This is a genomic window from Polaromonas sp. P1_F8, from assembly GCF_056405635.1.
This window is the reverse complement of record NZ_JBFUBS010000006.1, coordinates 170,019-195,610: the sequence shown is the minus strand read 5'-3', so window position 1 is coordinate 195,610 and position 25,592 is coordinate 170,019. Positions and strand designations below refer to the sequence as shown.

Here is a 25,592-nt window from a genome sequence, read left to right as displayed (position 1 = left end):
CGACAGTGACCCAGCTGCCTTTGCGAAAAATCATTCCCATCGTGCCGGCGGCAGAGCCGGCAGGGGAGTCGCTGTACGAGGCGCAAAAGAAAATCTACCCGCGTTCCGTGAGCGGGCTGTTTGCGCGCTGGCGCTGGGCATTCGTCATCTTGACGCAGCTGTTTTTCTACGGCTTGCCGTGGCTACAGTGGGGGCAGCGCCAGGCGGTGCTGTTCGACCTGGAGGCGCGGCGCTTTTACCTGTTCGGTTACGTGCTCTACCCGCAGGACTTCATCTACCTGACCGGCCTGCTGGTCGCCAGCGCTTTGTCGCTGTTCCTGTTCACGGCGGTGGCGGGCCGCCTGTGGTGCGGCTTTGCCTGCCCGCAGACGGTATATACCGAAATCTTCCTCTGGATAGAGCGGAAGGTGGAAGGTGACCGCACCGCCAGGCAGCGGCTGGACGGTGCGCCGTTCTCGCTGGAAAAGCTGGTCAAGAAGTGGTTCAAGCACATCCTCTGGATAGGTGTGGCGATGTGGACCGGCTTTACATTTGTCGCTTATTTCGTGCCGGCCCGCGAGCTGATCCTGCAGTTCCTGCAGACCAAAATGGGTGGCTGGGAAATCTTCTGGGTCTTGTTTTACGGTTTCGCCACTTACGGCAATGCCGGCTTCCTGCGCGAGCAGGTGTGCAAATACATGTGCCCCTATGCGCGCTTCCAGAGCGCGATGTTCGACAAGGACACGCTGATCGTGAGTTACGACCCGGCGCGGGGTGAACCGCGCGGCGCCAGGTCGCGCCACGCCGACGCCTCGGCATTGTCCCTGGGCGCATGCGTCGATTGCACTCTGTGCGTGCAGGTTTGCCCGACGGGCATAGACATTCGCGAGGGCCTGCAGTATGAGTGCATAGGCTGCGCGGCATGCGTGGATGTGTGTGATGGTGTGATGGACAAAATGGGTTATGCGCGGGGTCTGATCCGCTTCACCACCCAGAACGCGCTCGCCGGAAAATGGGGTGCTTCACGCATGCTGCGGCAGGTGCTGCGCCCGCGCGTGCTGGTCTATACGGCGCTGCTCGGCGTGCTGTGCCTGACACTCCTCTGGAGCCTGGTGGCGCGCATGCCGTTGAAGGTCGACGTCGTGCGGGACCGCGCCGCGCTTTCGCGCATCGTGGCGGGCGGGCGGCTGGAAAATGTTTACCGGCTGCAGATCATGAACGCCACCGAGCAGCCGCAACGCTACACGATTGCGGCCGCCGGACTGGAGGGTCTGACGGTCGCCTCTGAGGCCGAAGTCAGCGTGGGCCCCACCGAATCCCGCTGGGTCGCAGTGCGGCTGCAAATTCCCTACGGCTCGACGCAGGCCGGCTCGCACGCCATCGTGTTCCGTGTCGGCGATGAAAGCGGGCGTGCCCACGTCGAAGAAAAATCCGTGTTCCTTGTTCCGCGATGAATCGCGATGAAAGGCCCCTCATGACTACCATTCCCACCCAAGCCACTCCATGGTGGAAGCACGGTCATGTCTGGCTGGTGATTTCAGGGCCCGCCGCCGTGGTCGTGGCAGGCGTGGTGACAGCCTTCCTGGCCGTCAAGTACCCGGATGCCGTGATAGGCGGACAGGAGCCGGCGCGAGCCTCGCGGACCAATGCGCTGCATCAACCCAGGGCGCTGGCGCCTGCCCTGGAGGGGCGCAATCACGCGGCCACACCCGACAAAACACCCCGTCCCTGATCGCCTGCAACGCAAAGAGGAGACTCCATGATTTCAGCCAACAAGATACTGGGCATCGCCTGGCCGGCTTTTCTGTCGGCCTGCCTGCTGGAACTGCTGCTCTTCGGATTGTTCGACCCTGAGGAAATGCTGCGTTACGGGCAACCCGCGGGGCTGTCCCGGCTGGCGCTGCAGACCGCCGCCTTTTTTGTATTCTGGCTTGCCTGTGCGGCGTCCAGCGCCTTGACGGTGCTGCTGATGGGGCCTGCGCCGGCTTCCGCAGAAAGGGCCGGGCGGTAAGATCGGGTTCCACTCCCGAAGCTGCCCCATGTCCCTGTTTCCCCATGTCGGTGACGCGGTGCCCAAGCGCCGGCGTTCCATGGCCATCGCGCTGGCCGTGATGGCAACCCTGACGCTTCTGGCCGCCGTCCATCTGGCATCCAGCCCGCAGTCGCTGCCGGGCCTGCCGCTGGTTACGGCGCTGGCCGCCGCAACTTGCGGCATCGCCTGGCTGCTGGCCGGGCGTGACGCGGCGCGAGACCGCATCGGCAAGCAAGCGCTGGAGGGCGCGGACGCGAGGCTGGCCGGCCTGCTGGATTCGGCCATGGACGCCATCATCACCGTGGACAGCAAGCAGAACGTGCTTTTGTACAACAAGGCGGCCGAGAAGATATTCGGCTGGCCCACGCGCGAGATGCTGGGTCAGCCGCTCACGCGTTTGATTCCACAGCGGCACCAGGGGGCGCACGGCGAGCAGGTCAGGCGTTTCGGTCAGACCGGCACGACCTCCAGGCGTATGGGGGACGGCACGGTGCTGTACGGACGAAGATCCAGCGGCGAGGAGTTCCCGCTGGAAGCTTCCATCTCGCAGCTCGATACCGCGCATGGCAAGCTTTACACAGTGATTCTGCGCGACGTGACCGAGCGCGTGCGCGCCGGCGAGGAACTGAGCGCCTTCGCCTCGGCGGCCCACGCCATCCGGGAAAGCGAAAAAACACGGATCGCGCGCGAGTTGCATGACGAACTCGCGCAGTCGCTGACGGCGATCAAGATGGACGCCACCTGGATCCGGGAAGCCTTGCCCCCGGACACGGGTGCCGTGCGGGCCAAGCTCGACGACATGCTCGGCTTGCTGGACACCACGGTGGCCGCCACGCGCCGCATCGCGTCGGATTTGCGGCCGCTGCTGCTGGACGACCTGGGCCTGGTGCCGGCCATTCAGTGGCTTACCCATAATTTCACCCAGCGTCACGGCGTGGCGTGCAAGCTGTCGCAGGACGAGGAGGTTGAGCTGGCCGAACCGTATGCCACGGCGGTGTTTCGCATCGTGCAGGAGTCGCTCGTGAATGTGGCCAAGCACGCGAGTGCGTCGCAAGTCGATGTACGCATAGCGAGGACTGACGCGGCCGTGATCCTCGAAGTGAGCGATGACGGTGCCGGGTTCGTGCCGGACGCCCCGCGCAAGCCCGGCTCGCTGGGTCTGATGGGCCTGCGCGAACGGGCCCGCCTGCTGCAGGGGACGGTGGACATAGACACCGCGCCTGGCCAGGGAACCCGCATACGGGTCAGCATCCCGGTGCCCGAAACAGGAGACATCACGTGATCAGGATTGTGATTGCCGACGACCATTCCATCGTGCGGGAGGGGCTCAAGCGCATCGTGTCCTCCATCGAGGACATGGAGGTCGCCGGCGAGGCCGGCAACGGGACGGAAGTCATGCAGCGCGTGCGCGAGCTGGCCTTCGACGTGCTGGTGCTGGACCTCTCCATGCCGGGGCGCAGCGGGATGGAACTCATCAAGCTGATTCGCGGCGAAAAGCCGCAGCTGCGCATCCTGGTCCTGAGCATGCACCAGGAGCTGCAGTACGCCGTGCGCGCCATCAAGAACGGCGCCAGCGGCTACCTGACCAAAGAGAGCGCACCGGACCAGCTGGAGCAGGCCATACGCAAGGTGGCTTCAGGCGGCGCCTTCATCAGCGCCGAAGTGGCCGAGCAACTCGCGCTGGGCGCGATGCCCGGCAGCCAGGCGGTTCCGCACGAAAGCCTTTCCAATCGTGAGTTTGAAGTGCTGCAATTGCTGGTGGCCGGCATTTCCCTGACGGACATCGGGACGAGGCTGAACCTGTCGGTCAAGACTGTCAGCACCCACAAGACCAACCTCATGCAGAAAATGGGCTTGCAAAACCAGAGCGAGCTGATCCGCTATGCGCTCAAGCACGGACTGACCGAGCCGCTGGACCCCTAAGAACCTGTTCACGGTCTAAACGGGGGCCGTCGCGGAAGGCGCCTTGTGTTGACGAGGGTCAACACAGCCGCGGGCGCATCTCCCTACAGTCAGGGTATCCAAACTTTGCACTGGAGGTGTTCCATGAGCAATGAACTCAAACAACTGCTGGTCCACGCCGACGCCTCGCCGCAATTCGCGCAACGCCTTGAATTTTCCTGCCGGCTTGCCGCGCAGTACGATGCCGGTATCACGGCACTGTATGCCTCGCCTTCGGCCTCGGAGGCGCTTCCCGTCGCCTCCGGCATGGGCCCCGGCCTGGCCGTGAGGCGGGAGAACGTGCAGGACACCGAACTGGCGCGGGCGCGTTCGGTGTTCGAGCAGCTCAGGCCCGCGGGGTTGCCGGCCGCCTGGGCTGAAGTTCATGAATTTCCGCTGCTATCGGCCTTTGCCGGACAGGCGCTCTATGCCGACCTGCTGGTGCTGGGCCAGCACGGCCCGGGCGAGGGGTGGTCCACGCTGATGCCGGCGGATTTTCCGGAGGCTGTGATTGCCCTGAGCGGCCGGCCGGCACTGGTGCTGCCCTACACGTCGGCAAAGCCGGGTTTGCCGGGCAATGTGGTGATCGCCTGGAAGCCCACCCGCGGAGCCGCACGCGCGGTGACCGCGGCCCTGCCCATCCTGCGCAACGCAAACTCGGTGCATATCCTGAGCTGGGGCGTTGATGCCGGGGCGGCTACGGGCGCAGGTCCGAATATCGTCTCTTACCTGAAGGCCCACGGTGTCCAGGCCAGCTGGCACCGGGAAAATGTGGAAGGCGCGGAACCCGGGAACCTGGGCGACCTGCTGCTGTCGCGCGCATTCGATCTGCAGGCGGACTTGCTGGTGATGGGCTGCTATGGCCGCGCCCGCGCCTATGAATGGGTATTGGGCGGCGCATCCCGGACCGTGCTTAAAAGCATGACGCTACCCGTGTTGATGGCGCATTAAGCGGGCGCGCTGGTCGGTATAGGCTCGGAAATTTCCGAGTCTGGATCGGAGCGCCGGTGCCGGCGAACCAGCCTTATCCGAGCCGGCTTTTCAGCAAAAGACGATGTCCCTGCCGCGCCGCCTGCGCGACAGTAAGGGCATGCAACACACCGCTTCACCCACCCGGGTCTTTCTGGCCGACGACTCCGCGCTGAGCCGCCGCAGCGTTGCCGAAATGCTTACCGCCCGGGGCGTGGTGGTCGCGGGCCAGGCCGATACGCCGGAGTCTGCGGTCTCGGGCATCCTGGCGACGCAGCCCGATGTGGTGGTGCTTGACGTGCAATTCGAGAAGGGCACGGGCATGCAGGTGCTGCAGTCCGTCCTCAAAGCCACGCAAGACATTCCTTTCATCATCCTCAGCAACCATGCCGAGGCCGCCTACCGTGCGCGCTACCTGGCTGCGGGTGCTGCCTGCTTTCTCGATAAACACGCCGAGTTTTACCAACTCGGGGACACCGTGGCAATGCTTGCGCAGCCGCGGCGTGTGGATCAATCCGTTTCTTCCTCCCAATCCAAGGAGTCATCATGCCCGTAGCCTGTTCATCCACCAGCGGCACTTCATCCGTCGGCGGCATTTCTTCCGCCGCCATCCTGCCGCTGAAGACTCACTGCTCGAACTGCAACCTGCGCGACCTCTGCCTGCCTTGCGGCATGAAGCCCGCCGATGTGGATGGGTTGGACGATCTCCACTTCAGCCGGACCAAGGTCAAGGCGGGGCAGACGCTCTACCATGAGGGCCAGGCTTTCCGCAACATTTACGCGGTGCGCATTGGCACCTTCAAATCCAGCCTCACGCTGGCAGACGGCCGTGAGCAGGTCAGCGGCTTCCAGATGGCTGGTGAGCTGATGGGCCTGGACGGTATCGCCAACGGCGCGTATGCCAGCAACTCCACTGCACTCGAAGACACTGAAGTCTGCACCATTCCCTACGACCAGATCAGCGGCCTGGCTGCGACCAGTGCCGACATGCAGCAGGCCGTCAGCCGGCTGATGAGCCGGGAAATCGTCAAGGAGCACAGCCTGATGATGCTGCTGGGCAGCATGAACGCCGAAGAGCGGCTGGCCGCCTTCCTGCTCAACCTGTCACAGCGGCTCAAGTTGCGCGGCTACTCGGCCAGCGAGTTTCATCTGCGCATGTCGCGTGCCGAAATCGGCAGCTACCTGGGCATGAAGCTGGAGACCGTGAGCCGCACCTTTTCCGCCTTCCTGCAGCAGGGCATCCTTGAAGTCGACAAGCGCCACATCCGCATCCTTGACCACGCGGCCCTCAAACACGTCTTCGACACGCGCGTTCACTGACAACCTGTTTACGGCTTAAACGGGTTCGGCCATCCCTTGCGAGGTTGGGCGGCCGGAAAAATCCGTCCATTGCCGCCGCTCGAAGTCGTAAAGCTTGCAGCGGCGCGCCGTGTCGAAGTACCAGTGCCAGGAAAAAGGCTGTACGACGATGTGCCCGGGCAGCCTGGCCTCCAGGACGGCCTGGGCCTGCTTCAGGCGGTACAGCGGCACGCCCATGTCGACGTGGTGGGCGGTGTGTTCCATGATGTGGTGAAGCGCCGCGCCAAAAAACGAGTTGAAGGTCAGGTGCACAGTGGTGGAGACAAAGGGGTTGGCGTCCGACCAGCTTTTTTTGTTGTCGTACCAGGCGATCTGGGTGTGCGTGTGGTGCACGTAGACCACAAAGCCTATCAGGCCGTTCCACACCAGCAGCGGCAGGAAAAAACCGACGGCCAAAAGCCAGAGCACCGACTGGCCGGTAGACCCTGCCGCGATCACAAGGCCTGCGATCCAGGCTGCGGCAGCGGCAGTGACCAGCAAGCTGTCCGCAACAAAAATGCCGCGCCGCGTAGGCATCACGGCTTTGGACGGGAAGTAAAGCCGCTTCCACCAGATTTCCACGAGGTAGTAGAGCCATGGCGCCCAGCCGCTGCGGTAGGCGCACTCCAGCCATTGTTTCCAGACGGGCATGCTTTCATAGGCCTCAAGGGTCGCGGGCTGCCAGACGAAATCAAAGCCGCTGAGGTTGGTGTAGCCGTGGTGCACGATGTTGTGCCCGACATCCCACAGGCTGTAGGGTGTGAGCGACGGCAGAAAAAGCAGGCGGCCCAGCCAGCGGTTGAGTTTGCGATGCGGGGTGAAGCTCTGGTGGCATGCATCGTGGCCGAGGATGAACAGCCTGGCGATCATGAACCCGGCCAGCAGGGCCATGAGCACCTGGATGGCAGGGTGGCTCGCGAGCACCGCCCCGGCCATGCATGCGGCGAACAGGGCAAAGTCCGTCAGGGCCAGCGTCAATGCGAGGCCGGTGTTTTTGGTCGAGATGGGAAGAAGCCAGGAGCGCAGGACTTTTCGGTGCGGGAGGGCGGTGGCTTGATTTGCCTGGATTGCTTGTGACAGGGACATGAGATGAAGGGTTGGCAGCCGGGGCCGCCGACCCGGGGCAATGAGGAAGCCGCCAGCTTACGGCGCGGCCTTCGCGGGGATTTGACGCAGGTCAAGGACAGGGCAAACCGCGCTGCCGGCCGCAACTTGCGCTGCGTTGATCCACATCAACGCAGCCAGGGCGGCAGGGCGGCACAGTGGAGGCCTCACTCTCTCAACCACGCCATGCCCGCTGTATTACCCCAGGCCCTCAAGCGCTTCGACATCTCCGGTCCGCGCTATACCTCCTTTCCCACGGCGGACCGTTTTGTCGAGGCCTTTACCGCCGTCGATCACGGCCGCGCGCTGGACGACAGGCGCGCGCGGGCCGAGACATCGGCGGCGCCGTTGTCGCTGTATGTGCACATCCCGTTTTGCGAATCGTTGTGCTACTACTGCGCCTGCAACAAGATCATTACCAAGCAGCACAGCCGCGCCACCGCCTACCTGGGCTATCTTGAGCGCGAAGTGGCCCTGTACACGGCGCGCCTGGGGCAGGGGCAGCCCGTCAGCCAGCTGCACCTGGGTGGAGGCACGCCGACTTTTTTGTCAGACGCGGAACTCGCACAGCTCATGGACATGCTCAGACGCCACTTCGACATCGTGGCCGGCGCGGAAATGGCCATCGAGGTGGATCCGCGTACGGTGGACAACACGCGCCTGGCCGCGTTGGCCGCCCTGGGCTTTAACCGCCTGAGCTTCGGTGTGCAGGATTTTGACCCCGATGTGCAAAAAGCCGTACACCGCGTCCAGCCCGCCCAGCAGGTGTTCGCGCTGGTCGCGCAGGCGCGTGCGCTCGGGTTTGAATCCATCAATGTGGACCTGATCTACGGCCTGCCGCGGCAGACACAGACGTCTTTCGCACGCACCATACGCCAGATCGAGGAACTCAGGCCGGACCGAATTGCCCTGTATGCCTATGCCCATTTGCCGGAGCGTTTCAAGCCGCAGCGGCACATCGCAACTGCGCTGCTGCCTGCGGCCGAGGACAAGGCCGCCATGCTGGCCGAAGCGATGCAGCGTTTGCAGGGCGCGGGTTACCGCTACATCGGCATGGACCACTTCGCGCTTGAGAACGATGCGCTGGCCGTGGCCAGCCGCGAGGGCCGGCTGCACCGCAACTTCCAGGGTTACAGCACCCAGCCCGACCGCGACCTGGTGGGCCTGGGCGTATCGGCCATAGGCGCGGTCGGCGCCACCTACAGCCAGAATGCCAAAACCCTGGAGGAATACTGCGACCTGCTCGACCAGGGGCGCTTCCCGGTCACGCGCGGCCTGGCGCTGAGCCGGGACGACCTGGCGCGCCGCGCGGTGATCATGGCCATCATGTGCCAGGGCCAGGTGTGGTTCGAATCGATAGAGCTCGCCTGGATGCTGGATTTCAAGACCTACTTTGCGGCGGAACTGGAGCGCCTGCGCGAATTGGAGGATGCCGGGCTGGTGCTGCTTTCCAGCACCGGCATCGAGGTGACGCCCGAAGGCCGGTTCGTGCTGCGCGCGGTCGCCATGGTGTTTGACCGCTACCTGCAGTCCGACCTCAACCGCAGCCGTTTCTCGCGCATTATCTGATCCAGCGCAGCCTATGTCTTACGCCCTCGCCACCACGGCCTTGCTGATGGGAATTGCCGGCGGGCCGCATTGCGCCGTGATGTGCGGCGCTGCCTGTGGCGGCCTGCGGCGCCTGGGCCCGCAGCAGCAGGCGCATTCACCGCTGGTCTTTCAGGCCGGGCGGCTTGTCGGCTATTCAAGTGCGGGCGCGGCGGCAGCGACGGCAGTGCAAAGTTTTGCGTGGATGACGGAACAGGCCGCAGTGATCAAGCCGCTCTGGGTGCTGTTCCATCTGGCCGTGCTGGGCTGGGGAATGATGCTGGTGGTGAACGCCAGTCAGCCGGCCTGGGCCGACCGGGCAGGGCGCTCGGCCTGGTCCAGGGTAGGCGCCGTGGCCGCATCGCGCGGCGGCATGTTCTCGGTGGGCGCGCTGTGGACCTTCATGCCCTGCAGCCTGCTTTATTCGGCGCTGCTGGTGGCATCCCTGAGCGGCGGACCACTGCAAGGCGCGCTGGCCATGGCGGCTTTTGCCGTGGGCAGCGGCGTCTCCCTGTTGCTGGCTCCGCGGCTGCTGGCCGGGTTGCGGCGCGCCGGCAACGGCCTGGGCGGTCAACTGGGCATGCGTCTGGCCGGTGGGGTGCTGATGCTCGCCGCCGTGTTCGGCTTGTGGGGCGACATGATGCATCGCATCGCGCAGTGGTGCGGGCTCCTCTGAAGCTGCCCGCTTGCCGCTGGCTTGCGCATTGCTTCAGGCGAGGGGGATCGACTCCAGATAACAGGGCAGGTGGCAGGGCCAGTGCAGCTCGCGTTCGATGCGCTGGCGCATGGCATCGGCCGCGGCCGGCTCGCCGTGGGTGATGAAAGTTTGTTTCGGCGCGGACTTGAAGCCGCGCAGCCAACCCATGATTTCAGCGGCATCCGAATGGGCCGACAGATCATCCAGCATCGCCACTTCGGCGCGCACCGGCACGTCCTGGCCGTGGATGCGCACCGAGGGCGCGCCGCCCGCGATGAGCGCGCCGCGCGTGCCGCCGGGCTGGAAGCCGGCAAACACGATGGTGTTGCGCTTGTCGGGCGCGAAGGCTTTGAGATGGTGAACCACACGTCCGCCGGTGGCCATGCCGCTGGCGGCAATGATGACCATGGGGCCGTGCCTGGCATTGAGCAGGCGCGACTCCTCCGGTGACTCGACGATGTGAGCGGTATGTGCCATGGCTTCGCACTCCGCGGGTGTCAGCCGCAGTTCGGCCTTGTGCTTGAGGTACACCTGCGTCGCTTTGGCCGCCATCGGGCTATTGAGGTACACGGGCAGTTTTCGCGTAATCACGCCTTGGGTTTTGAGGATATCAATGCAGTGCAACAGGCTTTGCGCGCGGCCCACCGCGAAAGCCGGGATCACCACCACGCCACCGCGTGCGGCCGTGCGGTTGATGACCTGACCCAGCGCCAGCAGAGGGTCGGAGTCCTTGTGCAGGCGGTTGCCATAGGTGGACTCCACCACCAGGTAGTCGGCGCCGTCCATCTGCGAAGGCGGCTTGAGCACCAGGTCGTTGGGGCGGCCTATGTCCCCGGAAAACAGGATGGAGCGCGAGCCGTTGTCCAGCCGCACGAACGACGAGCCCACCATATGGCCCGAAGGTGTCAGGCTGGCGTTCAAGCCCGGCGCCGGGTGCCAGTGTTTGCCGCTGGGCACCGGGTGCAGCAGCTTGAGGCAGCGCAGCGCGTCCTCGCGCGTGTACAGCGGCAGCGCCGGCGTGTGCTTCGAAAAAGCGTGGCGATTGGCGTATTCGGCTTCCTCTTCCTGCAGGTGGCCAGCGTCGGGCAGCAGGATGCGGCACAGGTCGGCCGTGGCCGGGGTGCAGAACACCTTGCCTTTGAAGCCCTGGCGCGCCAGCAGTGGCAGGTAGCCGCTGTGGTCAATGTGGGCATGCGTCAGGATCACGGCGTCAATGGACGCCGGGGCCACAGGCAGGGCCGACCAGTTGCGCAGGCGCAATTGCTTGTAGCCCTGGAACAGCCCGCAGTCGACCAGCACCGTGGACTCCCCGTACCGGATCAGGTATTTGGAACCTGTCACGGTATCTGTGGCGCCGAGGAATTGGATCTTCATGTCTGCAGCGTAGGTGAAAAAGGTGTGCGGGTATTTGATGTGGCGCAATATCCAGCACGTTGCAATGCCTCGGGGAAACCCGGACAGAAGCCGGTCGAAGCGGATTTTGCTATTGATTTAATAGCTGCTTGCGCCCGTTATGCATGGAGTTCAAGCTGTTTTCTTTCAGAGGCGGCGGCCTGACTCCCGCCTCCTGCCGCCTTCCAGTGTGACGAATACAGCATGGCGCTCGCAGGTCTCGCCATGGCCACGCGCGCGTCTTGCGCCTGCCGCGGCGCTGAGGGCCAGCGCCGCGAAGGCGCGGGCCGCCACAAAGGCCAGGAAGGCCGTGCCGCTCAGGGGCCGGGCGAGCAAGGCACTGACGAAGGCCGGGCGACAAGGCTCCCAGTGCAGACTCGCGCCCTGCGCGGTTCCTGCGGATTCAACCACCGCGTTCTCGTTGGCGCCAAGGCGCACGCGCTGGCCGGCTTCGATGAAATGATCGTCGGGATCGTTGTGGAGCGTCAGCCAGAGCCGGCCGTGCAGCACCGTCAGTTCGCCGCCGCGCCGCGGCAAACGCAGCACCTGGCCGGGCACCAGGCGCCGGATGCCGTTGAGCGATACGGCGCCGTTTGATTTCGCATTCATCATCAGCCTCTTTGGATGTGGCCACCGCCGTCATGGCCCGGCAAGGGCGTGCAGCGCGGGGTTGTCGATCTGGCCGGCAAGCAGCTTCGCCGCGGCCGCGCTTGCCCCGTCGCCGAGCGCCGCGCGGTGCAGGCAGGCGCGCACCGTCAGTTCGCGCATGCCGCTACGCGCAGCGAGGTCCTGCATCTCGTTGACCCAGGCCGAGGCCTGGGGCATGGCTTGTGCCACAGCGACATCACACAGCGCGTCGAGGGCATATGCCTTGGCCCACAGGTAGGCATCAGGAAGGCGTACGCAGCGCGCCAGGGCGTCGGCAAGGATTTCGACGGCGCGCTGCGGTTCCCCGCGCGCCATCGCCACGCGCCCCAGGCCTCGGCCGGCAATGCCTTCCCAGCACGGGTCGCCGAGCTGGCAGCCGAGCGCGAAGGCATGCTCGAAGCGGCTCGCGGCGGCATCCACGTCGCCGCGCAGCAGGTCGATTTCGGCCCGCAACGATTGCGGCCACGGCACAAAGGCGGTCCAGCCTTGCCGCGCCAGTGCCACCGAGCGGTCCAGAGCGTCGGCAGCGCCCTCGGGTTCGCCGTGCAGCAGCAGCGCGCGGCCCAGCATGGAAAGCGCGTAGGCAAGTTGCCGGCTGTCGCCGACGGCTGCAGCCAGCGCCTCTGCTTCGCGCAGCTGGCTGATGGCGGCCGTGTAATGCGCAGTGTCGCTGAGCGCAGCGCCGTGCACGGTGGCGATGCGCGCTTGCTCCGCCGGATCGCCGGCTGCCATCGGCGTCGCGCGTTGCAGCCAGGCCAGCGTGCGCTCATAGCGGCCGCGCAGGAATTCGACGTAGCCGAGTTCGCGGCACGCGGCAGCGGCGAGTGCCGGCGAAGCCTCGTGGCCGACCTCCAGTGCTTCGTGAAGCGCCGTGGCGCCTTCTTCGTCGCGTCCGCGGGCGGCATGCACCAGCGCGCCACCCAGGGCCACGCGGGCGCGCGCACGCAATGCCGCGTCGCCGGTGGCATCGGCTTCCACGATCGCGCGGCGCAGGCATTGCAGGCCGGCATCGAGCGCGCCGGCGCTGATGGCGGCTTCACCGGCTTCGAGTTGCGCCAGCGCCGCCGCGCGCCCGGTGGCGGGCCGCGCGGTGGGCGCTGCGGTGAGCGTGCGCAGGGCCGCGTCCAGCGTGGCGCCGGGTTGCAGCCCGAGCTCGCGCTGGAACAATTCACGGCAAGCTGCGGCCTGGCGCGCGGCGCCCACGCCGTCACCCGCGGCCGCGAGGCTGCGCACCAGCAAAGCCTGGTAGTTCTCGTCGAGCGGGTTGTGCCGTACCAGCCGGCCGGCCAGTGTGGCTGCTTCCGCCACGGCGCCCGCGGCCATGCGAGCCAGGGCGGCTTCGCGCAGCACAGCCTCGGCGGCGGCCTGAAGGTGGCGGCGCTCCGTGGCGAGCCAGACCTCGAAGGCCGGGCTGCCCGAAAAATTCATGCCTTCCAGCAACTCGTGATCCAGGCCGGGCACACACAGGGCTTGCGCCCAGCTGCCCGACAGCACGGCGCCGAGGTCGACGTAGGTGGCAGGCTCCAGTGATAGCGCCAGCAGATCGCCGCGCAAATCCGCGGTGCCGAGCAGGCGTCGCAGCTCGCTGAGGTTCCAGCGCAGGGCGGCCAGCGGATCTTCGGCATCCTCGAACAGCAGCTGCGCCAGGTGCTTGCGGCTGACCGGCGCGTCGCTGCGGACCAAGTAGGCGAGCAGGCCCCAGACTTTGTGCCCGCGTGGCGCCGGCACGGGCTGGCCTCCGCGCTCCGCCCGTGGCGGGCCGAGCAGGTGGATGGCCAGCCCCAAAGGCGGCGCGTCGTTCGGGGCTGGCGAATTCACCGGTGGGCCTCAGGCTTCGGCGGTGGTGGGGTCTATGGTGGTGGTGACTCGCGAGACAGAGTCCGCCGGAAAGCCGCCTCTGCGCGCGTGTTCCCTCACGAGTTCCTCGCTGGCCGCGTTGTAGATGCAGTACATCTTGCCGCCCGTCACGTAGCTTTGCACCCACTGCACGTCGGGCCCCAGTTCCTGCAGCACGCCGCAGGATTTCTGGGAGATGGATTGCAGCTCGGCGGGCTTCAGGGCCCCGAGTCCGGGGATGGCACGTTCGATCACGAATTTGGGCATAACAGGCTCCGTTAAGTTAGTGGAGACCCGAAGATAGGCAGTGTACGTGTGAGCCGGCGTGTGAGAAAGACACCCGCGTCGAATCAATAAGGGGAATGGCGCGGTGTCGGCCTATCCGATTTGTACCCGTTTTCTTACAAATCGACCGGAGCGGATGCGCTGTTCGTGGATAGCATCGGAGTGTGTGCTCCCTGCCCGGCTGCTGCAACATCCCCCACCTTCAAAAAAACATGATGAATCGCTCCCCTTTGCTCCTTTTGCCACACCGAGTTCTGCGCGGAGCTGCTATTGCGGCTGCCGGGCTGTGCGCGGCCCTGCCGGCCTTTGCCGGCGGCAACACTGAGCCGCTCACCGACATCCTTTCTTCGCCGGGCAGTGCCGGGCTGGGCCTCGTGACCCGGATCGAGCGTTCGCCCTACAAGGATGCCGGCACGCGCTACGACCTGTTGCCGCTTTACCTGTATGAAGGTGAGCGGCTTTTCCTGCATGCCAACCGGGGCGGCATCAAACTGCTCAACGGCACCGAACGGCGCCTGGACCTTTTTGTGGAGCAGCGCCTGGAGGGCTTCCCAACCGAGCGCCTGCCCGCCAGCCTGGCCGGCATGTCGCCGCGCGACTCGGGCCTGGACCTGGGCCTGGCCTACCGCTGGCGCCAGCCCTGGGGAACGCTGCAGGCCGAGCTGGTGCATGACATCAGCAACACCTACAAAGGCAACGAGTTCCGCCTGGGCTACACCTACGACTGGCGATCGGGCCCCTGGATGTTGCGCCCCAGCCTGACCGTGGGGGTGCGCGACGCCAGGCTCAACAATTATTACTACGGCGTGCAGGCCAGTGAGGCAACGGCCGGGCGACCCGCCTATGCGCCGGGTGCGGGTGTGCAGACTTCGATTGGCCTGTACGGCTCCTATGACCTCACCGAGCGCTGGCGCCTGCTGGCCGGTGTATCGGCCACCTTGCTGGACAACAAGACCAAGAACAGCCCCATCGTGCAAAAGAGCGTGCTGCCCGCCGTGTATGTCGGTGCGGCCTATGACTTTGGCGGTCACAAGCGCGAGTGGGCAGAAGAGGGCTCGCCCACTTACTTCAAGCTACTGTACGGCAAGTCAACCGAAGACGGCTGCCACCTGGCCAAGATCATCACGGCACAGTGCCTGTCTACGGCGAAGGTCAATTCGACCCGTATCACCGGCATTCAGGTGGGCAAGCCCTTCCTGAACAATGTGAACGGCTGGCCGCTCGACTTCATCGGCTATGTGGGCCTCACGCACCACGATGAGCGGGGCCTGCAGGCCAATGGCGTGCAACTGGACCTGTTCATGAAAGCCGTCTACTCGGGCTTCCCATGGAGCGACCGGGTCAAGACGCGGCTGGGCCTGGGCGTGGGCGTGTCCATGGCACAGCGGGCTCCCTACATCGAGTCGTCCAGCCTGGCGGCCAACGGCAAGTCGGCCTCGCGCATGCTCAATTACCTGGATCCGACCATTGATGTGAGCCTGGGCGACCTGATCGGCTACCGGCCGCTCAAGGACACCTTTATAGGCTTTGGTGTGTCGCACCGCTCCGGCATTTTTGGCTCGTCGCGCCTGCTGGGCAATGTCAACGGTGGCTCCAACTACATCTACACCTACGTCGAAACAGCACTCTGAGATCTATTTGCTATTGATTTAATAGCTGCTTGCGCCCGACCATAAAGGCTTGCAGCCTGATTTGATGAAAATCAGGCGTAGGCTGCCCGGGCCGGCGTGGCCGGCTGGTTCTGCACATTGCTGGCGGCAATCACGCCGCCACCCAGGCAGACATCGCCCTGGTAAAGCACAGCTGACTGGCCCGGCGTCACCGCCCACTGGGCATCGGCAAACACCAGTTCGCAGGCCGCGCCGGTAGCGCCGAGCAGTTCGCAGGGCGCGTCGGCCTGTCGGTAACGGGTCTTGGCGGCCATGGCGCCGGGCGCCGGCGCGTTGCCGGCCACCCAGCTGCAGTCCTGCGCCTGCAGCACGGTCGATTGCAGCCACGGGTGGTCATGACCCTGCACCACCCACAGCGTGTTCGTTTCAAGGTCCTTGCGCGCCACGAACCAGGGTTCATGCTCTCCCACGCCGCGCAACCCGCGTGCCTGCACGGCCTTGAGCTCGGCTCCCTTGGCTTTCACACCACCTATGCCCAGGCCCTGGCGCTGCCCCAATGTATAGAAGGACAGGCCCACATGCTCACCGAGCACGCGGCCCCTGTCGTTCTTGATGGGGCCGGGTTCTTTGGCGATGTAGCGATTCAAAAATTCGCGGAAAGGCCTCTCGCCGATAAAACAGATGCCCGTGGAGTCTTTTTTCTTCGCGTTGGGCAGGCCGATCTCGTCGGCAATGCGCCGGACTTCGGTCTTGCGCAGTTCGCCCACCGGGAAGAGCGTCTTCGACAGCTGTGCCTGGTTCAGGCGGTGCAAAAAGTAGCTCTGGTCCTTGGCCGGGTCCAGGCCCTTGAGCAGCTCGTGCAGGCCGGTGGCTTCGTTGTGGCGAACCCTGGCGTAATGCCCGGTCGCGATTTTTTCGGCGCCCAGGCGCATGGCATGGTCCAGAAATGCCTTGAACTTGATTTCGGCGTTGCACAGAATGTCGGGGTTGGGCGTACGGCCAGCCTGGTATTCGCGCAGGAACTCGGCGAAGACGCGATCCTTGTAGTCGGCTGCGAAGTTGACGTGCTCGATCTCGATGCCGATCACGTCGGCCACGGCGGCGGCGTCGACAAAATCGATGTTGGATGAGCAGAACTCGCTGTCGTCGTCATCTTCCCAGTTCTTCATGAAGATGCCGATAACCTCGTGCCCCTGCTGCTTGAGCAGGTGCGCCGTCACGGCGGAGTCCACGCCTCCGCTCAGGCCAACAACGATCCGTTGCCGCTTGCCGTCGGGGTTGTGTGTGTTGATTTGCGGGGTGCCCATGGCTCTATTGTAAAAAGATGAAAGCGTTTGCGCCTGTCTGGGCTTTTCGGCCCTGCTGGCCGTCCGGCCGGCGGCACAATGGAATGCCCTTTCTTGCAGGAGCTGCCACTTTGCAACGACGTCAATTTCTTTCCCGCACCGGGCAGGCCATCACGGCCGCCGGTATCGCCACCGGTCTGCCATGGCTTTCGTCACTGGCCCAGGCCGCGGGCCTCAAACCCGTGGGCAAGGCCCAACCCTTCGACTACGCGGTGCTCAAGGGCCAGGCGCGCGATCTGTCGGGCAAGCCCTACCGGCCCCGGTCGGTGGCATTGCCGGCCGGTATTTCGGATTTGACCTGGGACCAGCACCAAGCCATACGCTTTCGGGACGACCATGCCTTGTGGGGCGATGACAAGCTGCGTTTCGTTGCGAAGTTTTTCCACCTCGGCCTGTACTTCAAGACGCCGGTGCGCATGCACGAAGTGAGCAACGGCCAGGCACAGGAGCTGGCCTATGACCCGGCCATGTTTGATTACGGGAAAAGCGGCGTGCGGGGCGACAAGCTTCCCGCCGATCTCGGTTTTGCCGGCTTCCGGCTGAATTTCCACACCGATCCGGTGCGTGACGTGGCGGCCTTCCTTGGCGCAAGCTACTTTCGCGCGGTAGGCGGTGAATGGCAGTACGGCCAGTCGGCGCGGGGCCTGGCCATCGACACGGCGCAAACTTTCCCGGAAGAGTTTCCGGATTTCATCGGCTACTGGCTCGAAAAGCCGGACCCGAAAGCGGCCTCACTGACCGTCTACGCCCTGCTGGATTCGCCGAGTGTCAGCGGCGCCTACCGCTTTGTGATCACGCCGGGGGACACGCAGATCATGGACCTGGACGTGGCGCTGTATCCGCGCAAAACCATTGACCGCATGGGCATCGCGCCGTGCACCAGCATGTTCCAGACAGGCGAAAACGACAAACGCATGGGCTGGGACTGGCGCGGCGAAATCCACGACACCGACGGTCTGGCCATGCACAGCGGCACGGGCGAATGGCTATGGCGCCCCTTGACCAACCCGGCGCAATTGCAGTTCAACGCCTTCCAGGACGAGAACCCGCGCGGCTTTGGCCTGATGCAGCGCGACCGCAACTTTGACCACTACCAGGACGACGGCGTGTTCTATGAAAAACGCCCGAGCCTGTGGGTTGAGCCCAAGGCGGGCTGGGGTGCGGGCGCGATACAGCTGGTGGAAATCCCGACCGTGGATGAAACCTTTGACAACATCGTGGCCTTCTGGAACCCCAGGGACAAGCCGCAGGCAGGACAGGAGTTGCTGTTTTCCTACCGGCTGCACTGGGGGGGCCAGCCGCCCGCCGTGCAAACGCCGCTGGCGCGCTGCGTGGCCACACGTACCGGCCTGGGCGGCGTGGTCGGGAAAAAGCGCACGGCCTTCACCTGGCGGTTTGCGGTTGATTTTGCCGGCGGCGATTTTTCGTTACTGAACCCCGGGGCCCAGGTCAAAGCCGTGGTTACCGCTTCGCGCGGCACGATTGAATTGACGTCGGCCCGGCCACTGGACGCCATCAAGGGGTGGCGCGCCATGTTCGACGTGCGCCCCGACGGAGACAGCGTGGCACCCATCAACCTGCGCATGCATTTGCAGGTCGACGGCCAGTCATTGACGGAAACCTGGTTGTACCAGTGGACGCCGCCGCCCGTGGCGCAACGAATTCTTTATTGAGGCCGGCGCTGGCCGCAAGCGGGAAAGGGGGTTCCGGTTGGCGCCGCCAAATCATCCACGGCTGCGGTGCTTCCTACTTCTGGCTCAGCGGGGTATGCACGCTGGCATCCGTGGTCACCAGATCAAGCGGGAAGCGCCTGCCTGCCAGGTAATCTTCCATGCAGGTCAACAATAGGGGGCTTCGGTGCATGTGAGCGCTCGCTCTTATTTCGTCGGCCGTCAGCCAGACCGTGCGCACAATGCCTTCATCCAGCGCCTGGCCCGCCACGTGCTCGCCCAGTTCGCCGCAGAACGCAAAGCGCAGGTAGGTGATGTCTTCGGATTCTTCCTGCCCGATGAGGGCCCGCTCAAAGCGGGAGAGATAGACACCCACAATGGCGGTGGGCGTGAAATGGAAGGCGGTTTCTTCCAGCGTTTCGCGCACGCAACCCTCAAAGGGACTTTCACCGGGATCCAGGTGGCCGGCGGGGTTGTTGAGCTTCAGGCCGTCCCGCGTTTCCTCTTCGACCAGCAGGAACCTGGAGACGCCGCCCGTCTTTTTTTCAATCACCGCAGCGACCGTGACGCTGGGCTTCCATCGTTTAATCATGCGCCGGATTATCCGTGGCCTTGATGACCGGGGTCTTGACCGGCCGGCCAGGTGTGTTGGCCGGCCGGAAATCCGGCAGCGAAACTCTCGCGCAAATGTGCCACCAGGCATTGCACCGCCTTGGGCACTTGCTGCGACCAGGGCCTGAGGGCGTAAATGCGCTCGCCGAAAAATCCCTGCACCTGCCACTCAGGCAGCACCTGCACGAGCGGCGACGTCGACGGCGCCGCGCTGCCACCCGCGGGTGCACTGAAATCCGGCAGCAGGCCGATGCCCAGGCCCGCCACCAGCGCTTCGCGCAGCACTTCGCTGTTGTTGGCCTTCAGTGTGCCCGTGATGTTCACGCCAACCTGCTCGCGGGATTTGCGTTTGCCGCTGCGCACGAAGGTCCAGCTCGCGGTGTTGTGGTTGCCCAGGTAGAGCAGGCAGTCGTGCGCGGCCAGGTCTGACGGCTGCGCAGGCACGCCGCGGCGCGCCAGGTATCCGGGGCTGGCCAGCAGGATGGAGCGCGTTTCGCAGAGCACCCAGGCCACATGGGTGTCGGGCGGCGCATTCGTGTGACGTATCGCCAGGTCGAAGCCCTCATTGGCAAGGTTGACAAAGCGGTCGGTGAGTTCCAGTTCGATATGGATTTCGGGATAGCGTTTGAGGAAGGCAGCCACGCAGGGCGCCAGGTGCTGGCGCCCCAGCGCGACAGGTGCTGTCACGCGGATCAGCCCGCGCGGGGTTCCCACCAGGTCCTTCACGGCGGAATAGCTTTCGCTGATGCGGTTAAACGCCGGCTGCATGTCGTTGACCAGTTGCTGGCCGGCTTCCGTCAGGCCTACGGAGCGTGTGGTGCGCCGCACCAGCGTCACGCCGGCGGAGCGCTCCAGCTCACTGATGCGCATGCTGGCCGAGGCCTTGGACATCCCGAGGCGGCGCGCCGCTTCGGTAAAACTGCGTGTAGCCGCCAGGATGGTCAGCAGGTGAAGGTCGGCGACGAGGGGCGATAACTGGTCGGAAGACATGGAGGTCGAGATGGCCTATTGTTCAGAAATATGAACAATGTAATCACAAAACAGGGCATTATCAATTCGGCTGCGCAGCCCTAGACTGCGGTTAAACCCACACCGCCGGCCCGGCGCCGTACTTTTCAAGGATTGCAAATGTCTTTATCCCCCGCTGCCTCCGCTTCACAAGCCACCATCGGCCACTACCTGAATGGCCGTGTCGCCGCGCCGTCTTCCGGGCGTAGCCAGGAGGTTTTTAACCCTGCAACGGGCGCCGTGTCGGGTCATGTCGCGCTTGCCAGCACGGCCGAGGTCGATGCCGCCGTGGCGTCAGCCCAGGCCGCATTTCCCGCCTGGGCTGACACACCGCCGCTGCGCCGCGCGCGTGTGCTGTTCAAGTTCCTGGAACTGCTCAACCTGAACAAGGACAAGCTGGCCCACATGATCACCGCCGAGCACGGCAAGGTGTTCACCGACGCCCAGGGTGAGGTTTCGCGCGGCATCGACATCGTGGAATTCGCCTGCGGCATTCCGCAACTGCTCAAGGGCGACTTCACTGACCAGGTTTCCACCGGCATCGACAACTGGACGCTGCGCCAGCCGCTGGGTGTGGTGGCTGGCATCACGCCCTTCAATTTCCCGGTGATGGTGCCCATGTGGATGTTCCCGGTGGCGATTGCGGCGGGCAACTGCTTTGTGCTCAAACCCAGTCCCATCGACCCCAGCCCCAGCCTTTTCATGGCCGACCTGCTCAAGCAAGCCGGCTTGCCCGACGGCGTCTTCAACGTGGTGCAGGGCGATAAAGAGGCGGTCGACGCCCTGCTGGTGCACCCGGACGTGAAGGCCGTGTCCTTTGTTGGCTCCACACCGATCGCGAACTACATCTACGAAACCGGCGCACGCCACGGCAAGCGCGTGCAGGCCCTGGGCGGCGCGAAGAACCACATGGTGGTCATGCCCGACGCCGACCTGGAGCAGGCAGTGGACGCATTGGTCGGCGCGGGGTACGGCTCGGCCGGCGAACGCTGCATGGCGATCTCTGTGGCTGTGCTGGTCGGCAATGTGGCCGAAAAACTCATTCCCATGCTGGAAGCGCGCGCCAAAACACTGGTGATCAAAAACGGTGTGGAGCTTGACGCTGAAATGGGCCCCATCGTCACATCGGCCGCGCACCAACGCATTACCGGCTATATCGACACTGGCGTGAAGGAGGGCGCCAAACTGCTGGTGGACGGCCGCACCTTCACGGGCGCCAAGGCCGGTCCGGGTTGCGGCAAGGGCTTCTGGATGGGTGGCACGCTGTTTGACCACGTCACGCCCGACATGCGCATCTATAAAGAAGAGATTTTTGGCCCGGTGCTGGGCTGCGTGCGCGTCAAGGACTTCGCCGAAGCGGTGGACCTCATCAACGCCCATGAGTTCGGCAATGGCGTGAGCTGCTTTACCCGCGACGGCCATGTGGCGCGTGAATTCAGCCGCCGCATCCAGGTTGGCATGGTGGGCATCAACGTGCCGATCCCGGTGCCCATGGCCTGGCATGGCTTCGGTGGCTGGAAAAAGAGCCTCTTTGGCGACATGCACGCCTATGGCGAAGAGGGCGTACGCTTCTATACCAAACAAAAGTCCATCATGCAGCGCTGGCCCGAGAGCATCGGCAAGGGCGCCGAGTTCGTGATGCCGACCGCCAAATAGAAATAGCACGCCAGCCATCAAGGCAGACCGGCCCCAACCGCCATGTATTGGTGCGCGGGGCTTTTTTTATTGCGTGGCTTGACTCGGGTCAAAAACTGTAGACTGCCCTGACAAAAAATTGCAGGAATCTCATGTAAGCTTCATGACAGGTACAAAAGCGGATACGCAGACAAAGACACCGAGACAGATCGCGCGCAAGCCCGCCTGCGGGCTGACGTCAACCAAACCAACACCAACGTACTGAGGAGAGACCCATGCTCATTGGGGTACCCGCCGAAATCACGGCCGGAGAAACACGCGTCGCCATCACGCCTGAAACGGCCAAAAAGCTCAAGGCACAAGGGCATACCGTCCGTGTGCAGTCCGGCGCCGGGGTGGCTGCCAGCGTTCCCGATGAGGCCTACACGGCGATCGGCGCAGAGATCACCGACGCGGCGGGCGCTTATGGCGCTGATATTGTGCTCAAGGTCCGCTGCCCGCTGGACAGTGAAATGGGCCTGGCCAAAGCCGGCGGTGTGCTGGTCGGCATGCTCAATCCTTTTGATGCCACTGGGCTGCAGCGCCTGGCTGCGGCCAAGCTGACGTCCTTCGCGCTGGAGGCCGCGCCGCGCACCAGCCGTGCGCAAAGCATGGACGTGCTCTCGTCGCAAGCCAATATCGCCGGCTACAAGGCAGTGATGATGGCTGCTGCCGAATACCAGCGCTTCTTTCCCATGCTGATGACGGCGGCCGGCACGGTCAAGGCCGCGCGAGTGGTGATCCTGGGCGTGGGCGTGGCCGGCCTGCAGGCCATTGCTACCGCCAAGCGCCTGGGCGCGGTGATTGAAGCCAGCGACGTGCGCCCGAGTGTCAAAGAGCAGGTCGAATCGTTGGGCGGTAAATTCATCGATGTGCCCTACGAGACTGACGAAGAGCGCGAAGCCGCAGTCGGTGTGGGCGGCTATGCCAAACCCATGCCGCCGAGCTGGCTCGAGCGGCAAAAAGCCGAAGTCGCCAAGCGCGTGGCGCAAGCCGACGTGGTCATCACCACAGCGCTGATCCCGGGCCGCCCGGCGCCCGTGCTGGTCACCGAAGACATGGTCAAGGCCATGAAGCCCGGCAGCGTGATCGTCGACCTGGCCGCACCGCAAGGCGGCAACTGCCCGCTGACCGAACCCGGCAAGACGGTGGTCAAGCACGGCGTGACGCTGATCGGCCAGACCAACGTGCCGGCCCTCGTCGCGGCGGATGCCAGCGCGCTCTATGCCCGCAACCTGCTCGACTTCCTCAAGCTCATCATTACCAAGGAAGGCACGCTCAATGTCGACCTGGAAGATGACATCGTCGCGGCTTGCCTGATGACGCAGGGCGGCGAGGTCAAGCGCAAATGAAGCCGGTTGTTCGTCTGCTGGTGCTGCTGGCGGCTTTTGCCTCGCAAGGCATATTCGCGCAATCGGTAGGGCGCACGGAGATCAAGGATTTGCCCAAGGGCTGGAGGCAACTGGCGACGTATGAGCTCAAGGGGCTTTCGGTGGACAGCGGGACCAAACAAAATATTCCGATGCAGGGCAGCACTTTTGTGAGCGAAGCGGGCAATATGCTGCTGGTGATCGAGAGCACGACCGGCGGCCATCGCACCACTCTCAAGTGGCTCACCATGAAGTGCCCTGCCTCGAGGGAGAACTATTTCACCAACGACTATGGTTCGAACCAGAGCCCCCGCGATACGAGATGCCTGGTGGTCAATGCCCGCTACTCTGACAAAAAATACCTGGAACAGGTTTCCCCGCAGGCTGCCAGCGCAGTTAAAGAAGAAAACCTGAAATTTGAAAAAGGCCAGCTTATTCGCACCTGGAGCGGCTTGAGCGGGGGCACCTATCTGAAGGTCTACCTGTTCAAGAACTCGCCATTCAAAACGGCTTCAGGCGCGGATGCGAGCGAGCAGGAGCTGGTTACCTTCGGCGAATCGCTGCAAAAGGCAGTTTACGACTCCACCCTGTCACTGGGCGGTGAACTCCCGCTTCAATTACTCAACACCATCAAGTAACGCATATGGACATCGTCTCCCCCACCATCATCAACCTGATTATTTTTGTACTGGCCATCTACGTGGGTTACCACGTGGTGTGGACCGTCACGCCGGCCCTGCACACGCCGCTGATGGCAGTAACCAATGCGATTTCGGCCATCGTGATCGTGGGCGCGATGCTCGCGGCCGCGCTGACTGAAACGCCGCTGGGCAAAACCATGGGCGTGCTGGCCGTGGCGCTGGCGGCGGTCAACATCTTCGGCGGCTTCCTGGTGACGCGCCGGATGCTGGAGATGTTCCGCAAGAAAGAAAAGAAAGTTGCAGCGCCCGCTGAAGGAGCCACCAAATGAGCATGAACCTCGTCACGCTGCTGTACCTGGTGGCCTCCGTTTGCTTCATCCAGGCGCTCAAAGGCCTGTCACACCCCACCAGCTCGATCCGCGGCAACCTGTTCGGCATGGTCGGCATGGCGATTGCCATGCTGACGACGGCAGCGCTGATCGTTGAAATTTCAGGGGGCAAAGCCCTGGGCATGGGTTACGTTCTGTTGGGTCTGGTGGTCGGCGGGGGCTATGGTGCCTGGCGCGCCAAGACGGTCGAAATGACCAAGATGCCCGAGCTGGTGGCTTTTTTCCACAGCATGATCGGCCTGGCCGCGGTCTTTATCGCCGTCGCTGCGGTTGCCGAGCCCTACGCGTTTGGCATCGCCCCTAAAGGCAGCCCCATCCCCACCGGCAACCGGCTGGAGCTGTTCCTCGGTGCGGCCATCGGCGCCATCACCTTCAGCGGCTCGGTGATCGCTTTCGGCAAATTGTCGGGCACTTACAAGTTCCGCCTGTTCCAGGGCGCGCCGGTCCAGTTTGCAGGCCAGCACAAGCTGAACCTGGTGCTGGGCCTCATCACCATCGGCCTGGGGCTGGTATTCATGTTCACGGGCAGCTGGCCAGCTTTTTTCGCGATGCTGGCGCTGAGTTTCGTCATGGGCGTGCTGATCATCATCCCGATCGGCGGCGCCGACATGCCGGTGGTGGTGTCCATGCTCAACAGCTACTCGGGCTGGGCAGCGGCCGGTATCGGTTTTTCGCTCAACAATTCCATGCTGATCATTGCCGGCTCGCTGGTCGGCTCGTCGGGCGCCATCCTCTCGTACATCATGTGCAAGGCGATGAACCGCTCCTTCTTCAACGTGATCCTGGGGGGCTTCGGCGGTGAGGCCGGCACGGCCGCCACCGGCGCCAAAGAGCAGCGCCCCGTCAAGTCGGGCTCTGCCGACGACGCTGCCTTCATCCTGGGCAATGCGGAGACCGTGATCATCGTGCCCGGCTACGGCCTGGCGGTGGCGCGCGCCCAGCACTCGGTCAAGGAACTGGCGCAAAAGCTCATCGACAGGGGCGTCAACGTCAAGTACGCGATTCACCCGGTGGCAGGTCGCATGCCCGGCCACATGAACGTCTTGCTGGCCGAGGCCGAAGTGCCTTACGACCAGGTGCATGAAATGGAAGACATCAACGCCGAGTTCGGCCAGGCCGACGTCGCCATCATCCTGGGCGCCAACGACGTGGTGAACCCCGCTGCGCACGTCAAGGGCAGCGCCATCTACGGCATGCCCATCCTGGAGGCCTACAAGGCCAAGACGGTCATTGTCAACAAGCGTTCCATGGCGGCTGGCTACGCGGGCCTGGACAACGAACTCTTCTACATGGACAAGACCATGATGGTGTTCGGAGACGCCAAAAAGGTGATCGAAGACATGGGCAAGGCCATCGAGTAATCGCCAGCTGCCGGGTTTTCCCGCGGCGCACGCCGCGGGCCTCTACCGTTTTAGAGAGCTTTCCCTCCTGATTTCCCGGGTTTCCTAGGGAAAACGCAATAGC

25 protein-coding genes are annotated in these 25,592 nt (G+C 64.2%); 17 read left to right on the top strand and 8 right to left on the bottom strand.

The features are described from left to right. Positions 1-5: 5 nt before the first annotated feature. The 8 genes from ccoG to AC1D1J_RS19100 all read left to right on the top strand — a co-directional run bounded on the left by ccoG (position 6) and on the right by AC1D1J_RS19100 (position 6,241). Positions 6-1,433 carry a cytochrome c oxidase accessory protein CcoG gene (ccoG, locus tag AC1D1J_RS19135; RefSeq protein ID WP_477695571.1) on the top strand — a complete coding sequence of 476 codons (1,428 nt, stop codon included), beginning with the start codon at positions 6-8 and terminating at the stop codon, positions 1,431-1,433. A gap of 20 nt (positions 1,434-1,453) precedes the next feature. Continuing rightward, complete coding sequence (locus AC1D1J_RS19130; RefSeq protein ID WP_477687019.1) at positions 1,454-1,711, top strand: nitrogen fixation protein FixH; 258 nt, start codon at positions 1,454-1,456, stop codon at positions 1,709-1,711. A gap of 27 nt (positions 1,712-1,738) precedes the next feature. Continuing rightward, positions 1,739-1,990, top strand: a complete 252-nt coding sequence (locus AC1D1J_RS19125; protein ID WP_477687020.1) for a hypothetical protein — start codon at positions 1,739-1,741, stop codon at positions 1,988-1,990. A gap of 28 nt (positions 1,991-2,018) precedes the next feature. After that, positions 2,019-3,293 (top strand): PAS domain-containing sensor histidine kinase, encoded by a 1,275-nt coding sequence (locus AC1D1J_RS19120; protein ID WP_477695570.1) that lies wholly within the window; start codon positions 2,019-2,021, stop codon positions 3,291-3,293. Further along, the gene (locus AC1D1J_RS19115; RefSeq protein ID WP_477687022.1) at positions 3,290-3,934 is read left to right on the top strand and encodes a response regulator; all 645 of its coding nucleotides are present in this window, start codon (positions 3,290-3,292) and stop codon (positions 3,932-3,934) included. The genes AC1D1J_RS19120 and AC1D1J_RS19115 overlap by 4 nt, the downstream gene beginning before the upstream one ends. Positions 3,935-4,057: 123 nt before the next feature. Continuing rightward, positions 4,058-4,903 (top strand): universal stress protein, encoded by an 846-nt coding sequence (locus AC1D1J_RS19110; protein ID WP_477695569.1) that lies wholly within the window; start codon positions 4,058-4,060, stop codon positions 4,901-4,903. Positions 4,904-5,006: 103 nt separating this feature from the next. Next, entirely contained in the window at positions 5,007-5,477 is a 471-nt protein-coding gene (locus AC1D1J_RS19105) for a response regulator (protein WP_477687024.1), read from the top strand. Then, positions 5,468-6,241, top strand: a complete 774-nt coding sequence (locus tag AC1D1J_RS19100) for a helix-turn-helix domain-containing protein (protein WP_477687025.1) — start codon at positions 5,468-5,470, stop codon at positions 6,239-6,241. Before AC1D1J_RS19105 ends, AC1D1J_RS19100 begins: the two co-directional genes overlap by 10 nt. A 15-nt stretch (positions 6,242-6,256) precedes the next feature. Here the strand turns inward: AC1D1J_RS19100 and AC1D1J_RS19095 are convergent, their stop codons facing one another. Beyond that, positions 6,257-7,345, bottom strand: coding sequence for a fatty acid desaturase (locus AC1D1J_RS19095; RefSeq protein WP_477695568.1), 1,089 nt, complete (start codon positions 7,343-7,345; stop codon positions 6,257-6,259). 204 nt (positions 7,346-7,549) lie between these two features. Here AC1D1J_RS19095 and hemN point away from each other — a divergent pair, with 204 nt between their 5' ends. Both hemN and AC1D1J_RS19085 read left to right on the top strand, forming a co-directional pair. Then, positions 7,550-8,932: an oxygen-independent coproporphyrinogen III oxidase gene (gene hemN, locus AC1D1J_RS19090; protein ID WP_477695567.1), complete on the top strand. Its 1,383-nt coding sequence runs from the start codon at positions 7,550-7,552 to the stop codon at positions 8,930-8,932. A 13-nt stretch (positions 8,933-8,945) separates the two neighbouring features. Beyond that, positions 8,946-9,626, top strand: coding sequence for a sulfite exporter TauE/SafE family protein (locus tag AC1D1J_RS19085; RefSeq protein WP_477695566.1), 681 nt, complete (start codon positions 8,946-8,948; stop codon positions 9,624-9,626). A 33-nt stretch (positions 9,627-9,659) separates the two neighbouring features. Here the strand turns inward: AC1D1J_RS19085 and AC1D1J_RS19080 are convergent, their stop codons facing one another. The 4 genes from AC1D1J_RS19080 to AC1D1J_RS19065 all read right to left on the bottom strand — a co-directional run bounded on the left by AC1D1J_RS19080 (position 9,660) and on the right by AC1D1J_RS19065 (position 13,790). Next, positions 9,660-11,021, bottom strand: coding sequence for an MBL fold metallo-hydrolase RNA specificity domain-containing protein (locus AC1D1J_RS19080; protein ID WP_477695565.1), 1,362 nt, complete (start codon positions 11,019-11,021; stop codon positions 9,660-9,662). A 165-nt stretch (positions 11,022-11,186) separates the two neighbouring features. Beyond that, a complete protein-coding gene (locus tag AC1D1J_RS19075; protein ID WP_477695564.1) occupies positions 11,187-11,648 on the bottom strand; it encodes a DUF2917 domain-containing protein in 462 nt (153 codons plus the stop codon). Positions 11,649-11,678: 30 nt separating this feature from the next. Then, positions 11,679-13,505, bottom strand: coding sequence for an AfsR/SARP family transcriptional regulator (locus AC1D1J_RS19070; protein ID WP_477695563.1), 1,827 nt, complete (start codon positions 13,503-13,505; stop codon positions 11,679-11,681). Positions 13,506-13,514: 9 nt separating this feature from the next. Beyond that, positions 13,515-13,790, bottom strand: coding sequence for a DUF4242 domain-containing protein (locus tag AC1D1J_RS19065; RefSeq protein WP_477687032.1), 276 nt, complete (start codon positions 13,788-13,790; stop codon positions 13,515-13,517). A gap of 233 nt (positions 13,791-14,023) precedes the next feature. Between AC1D1J_RS19065 and AC1D1J_RS19060 the strand changes: the two genes are divergently transcribed. Continuing rightward, entirely contained in the window at positions 14,024-15,439 is a 1,416-nt protein-coding gene (locus AC1D1J_RS19060; protein WP_477687033.1) for a MipA/OmpV family protein, read from the top strand. A 71-nt stretch (positions 15,440-15,510) separates the two neighbouring features. Here AC1D1J_RS19060 and mnmA read toward each other — a convergent pair whose 3' ends face one another. Next, complete coding sequence (mnmA, locus tag AC1D1J_RS19055; RefSeq protein ID WP_477695562.1) at positions 15,511-16,725, bottom strand: tRNA 2-thiouridine(34) synthase MnmA; 1,215 nt, start codon at positions 16,723-16,725, stop codon at positions 15,511-15,513. Between the two features lie 110 nt (positions 16,726-16,835). Between mnmA and AC1D1J_RS19050 the strand changes: the two genes are divergently transcribed. After that, entirely contained in the window at positions 16,836-18,437 is a 1,602-nt protein-coding gene (locus AC1D1J_RS19050) for an OpgD/OpgG family glucan biosynthesis protein (RefSeq protein WP_477695561.1), read from the top strand. Between the two features lie 73 nt (positions 18,438-18,510). Here the strand turns inward: AC1D1J_RS19050 and AC1D1J_RS19045 are convergent, their stop codons facing one another. Both AC1D1J_RS19045 and AC1D1J_RS19040 read right to left on the bottom strand, forming a co-directional pair. Next, on the bottom strand, positions 18,511-19,026 hold the full coding sequence (locus AC1D1J_RS19045) for an NUDIX hydrolase (RefSeq protein ID WP_477695560.1): 516 nt from the start codon (positions 19,024-19,026) through the stop codon (positions 18,511-18,513). A gap of 8 nt (positions 19,027-19,034) precedes the next feature. Beyond that, positions 19,035-20,036: a LysR family transcriptional regulator gene (locus tag AC1D1J_RS19040; protein WP_477695559.1), complete on the bottom strand. Its 1,002-nt coding sequence runs from the start codon at positions 20,034-20,036 to the stop codon at positions 19,035-19,037. Positions 20,037-20,174: 138 nt separating this feature from the next. Between AC1D1J_RS19040 and AC1D1J_RS19035 the strand changes: the two genes are divergently transcribed. The 5 genes from AC1D1J_RS19035 to AC1D1J_RS19015 all read left to right on the top strand — a co-directional run bounded on the left by AC1D1J_RS19035 (position 20,175) and on the right by AC1D1J_RS19015 (position 25,489). Then, positions 20,175-21,710: a CoA-acylating methylmalonate-semialdehyde dehydrogenase gene (locus tag AC1D1J_RS19035; RefSeq protein WP_477695558.1), complete on the top strand. Its 1,536-nt coding sequence runs from the start codon at positions 20,175-20,177 to the stop codon at positions 21,708-21,710. Between the two features lie 254 nt (positions 21,711-21,964). Beyond that, on the top strand, positions 21,965-23,080 hold the full coding sequence (locus AC1D1J_RS19030) for a Re/Si-specific NAD(P)(+) transhydrogenase subunit alpha (protein WP_477695557.1): 1,116 nt from the start codon (positions 21,965-21,967) through the stop codon (positions 23,078-23,080). Then, a complete protein-coding gene (locus tag AC1D1J_RS19025) occupies positions 23,077-23,736 on the top strand; it encodes a hypothetical protein (protein ID WP_477695556.1) in 660 nt (219 codons plus the stop codon). Before AC1D1J_RS19030 ends, AC1D1J_RS19025 begins: the two co-directional genes overlap by 4 nt. A 5-nt stretch (positions 23,737-23,741) precedes the next feature. Beyond that, positions 23,742-24,068, top strand: a complete 327-nt coding sequence (locus tag AC1D1J_RS19020; protein ID WP_477687041.1) for an NAD(P) transhydrogenase subunit alpha part 2 — start codon at positions 23,742-23,744, stop codon at positions 24,066-24,068. After that, complete coding sequence (locus tag AC1D1J_RS19015; RefSeq protein WP_477666437.1) at positions 24,065-25,489, top strand: NAD(P)(+) transhydrogenase (Re/Si-specific) subunit beta; 1,425 nt, start codon at positions 24,065-24,067, stop codon at positions 25,487-25,489. The genes AC1D1J_RS19020 and AC1D1J_RS19015 overlap by 4 nt, the downstream gene beginning before the upstream one ends. Positions 25,490-25,592 lie beyond the last annotated feature (103 nt).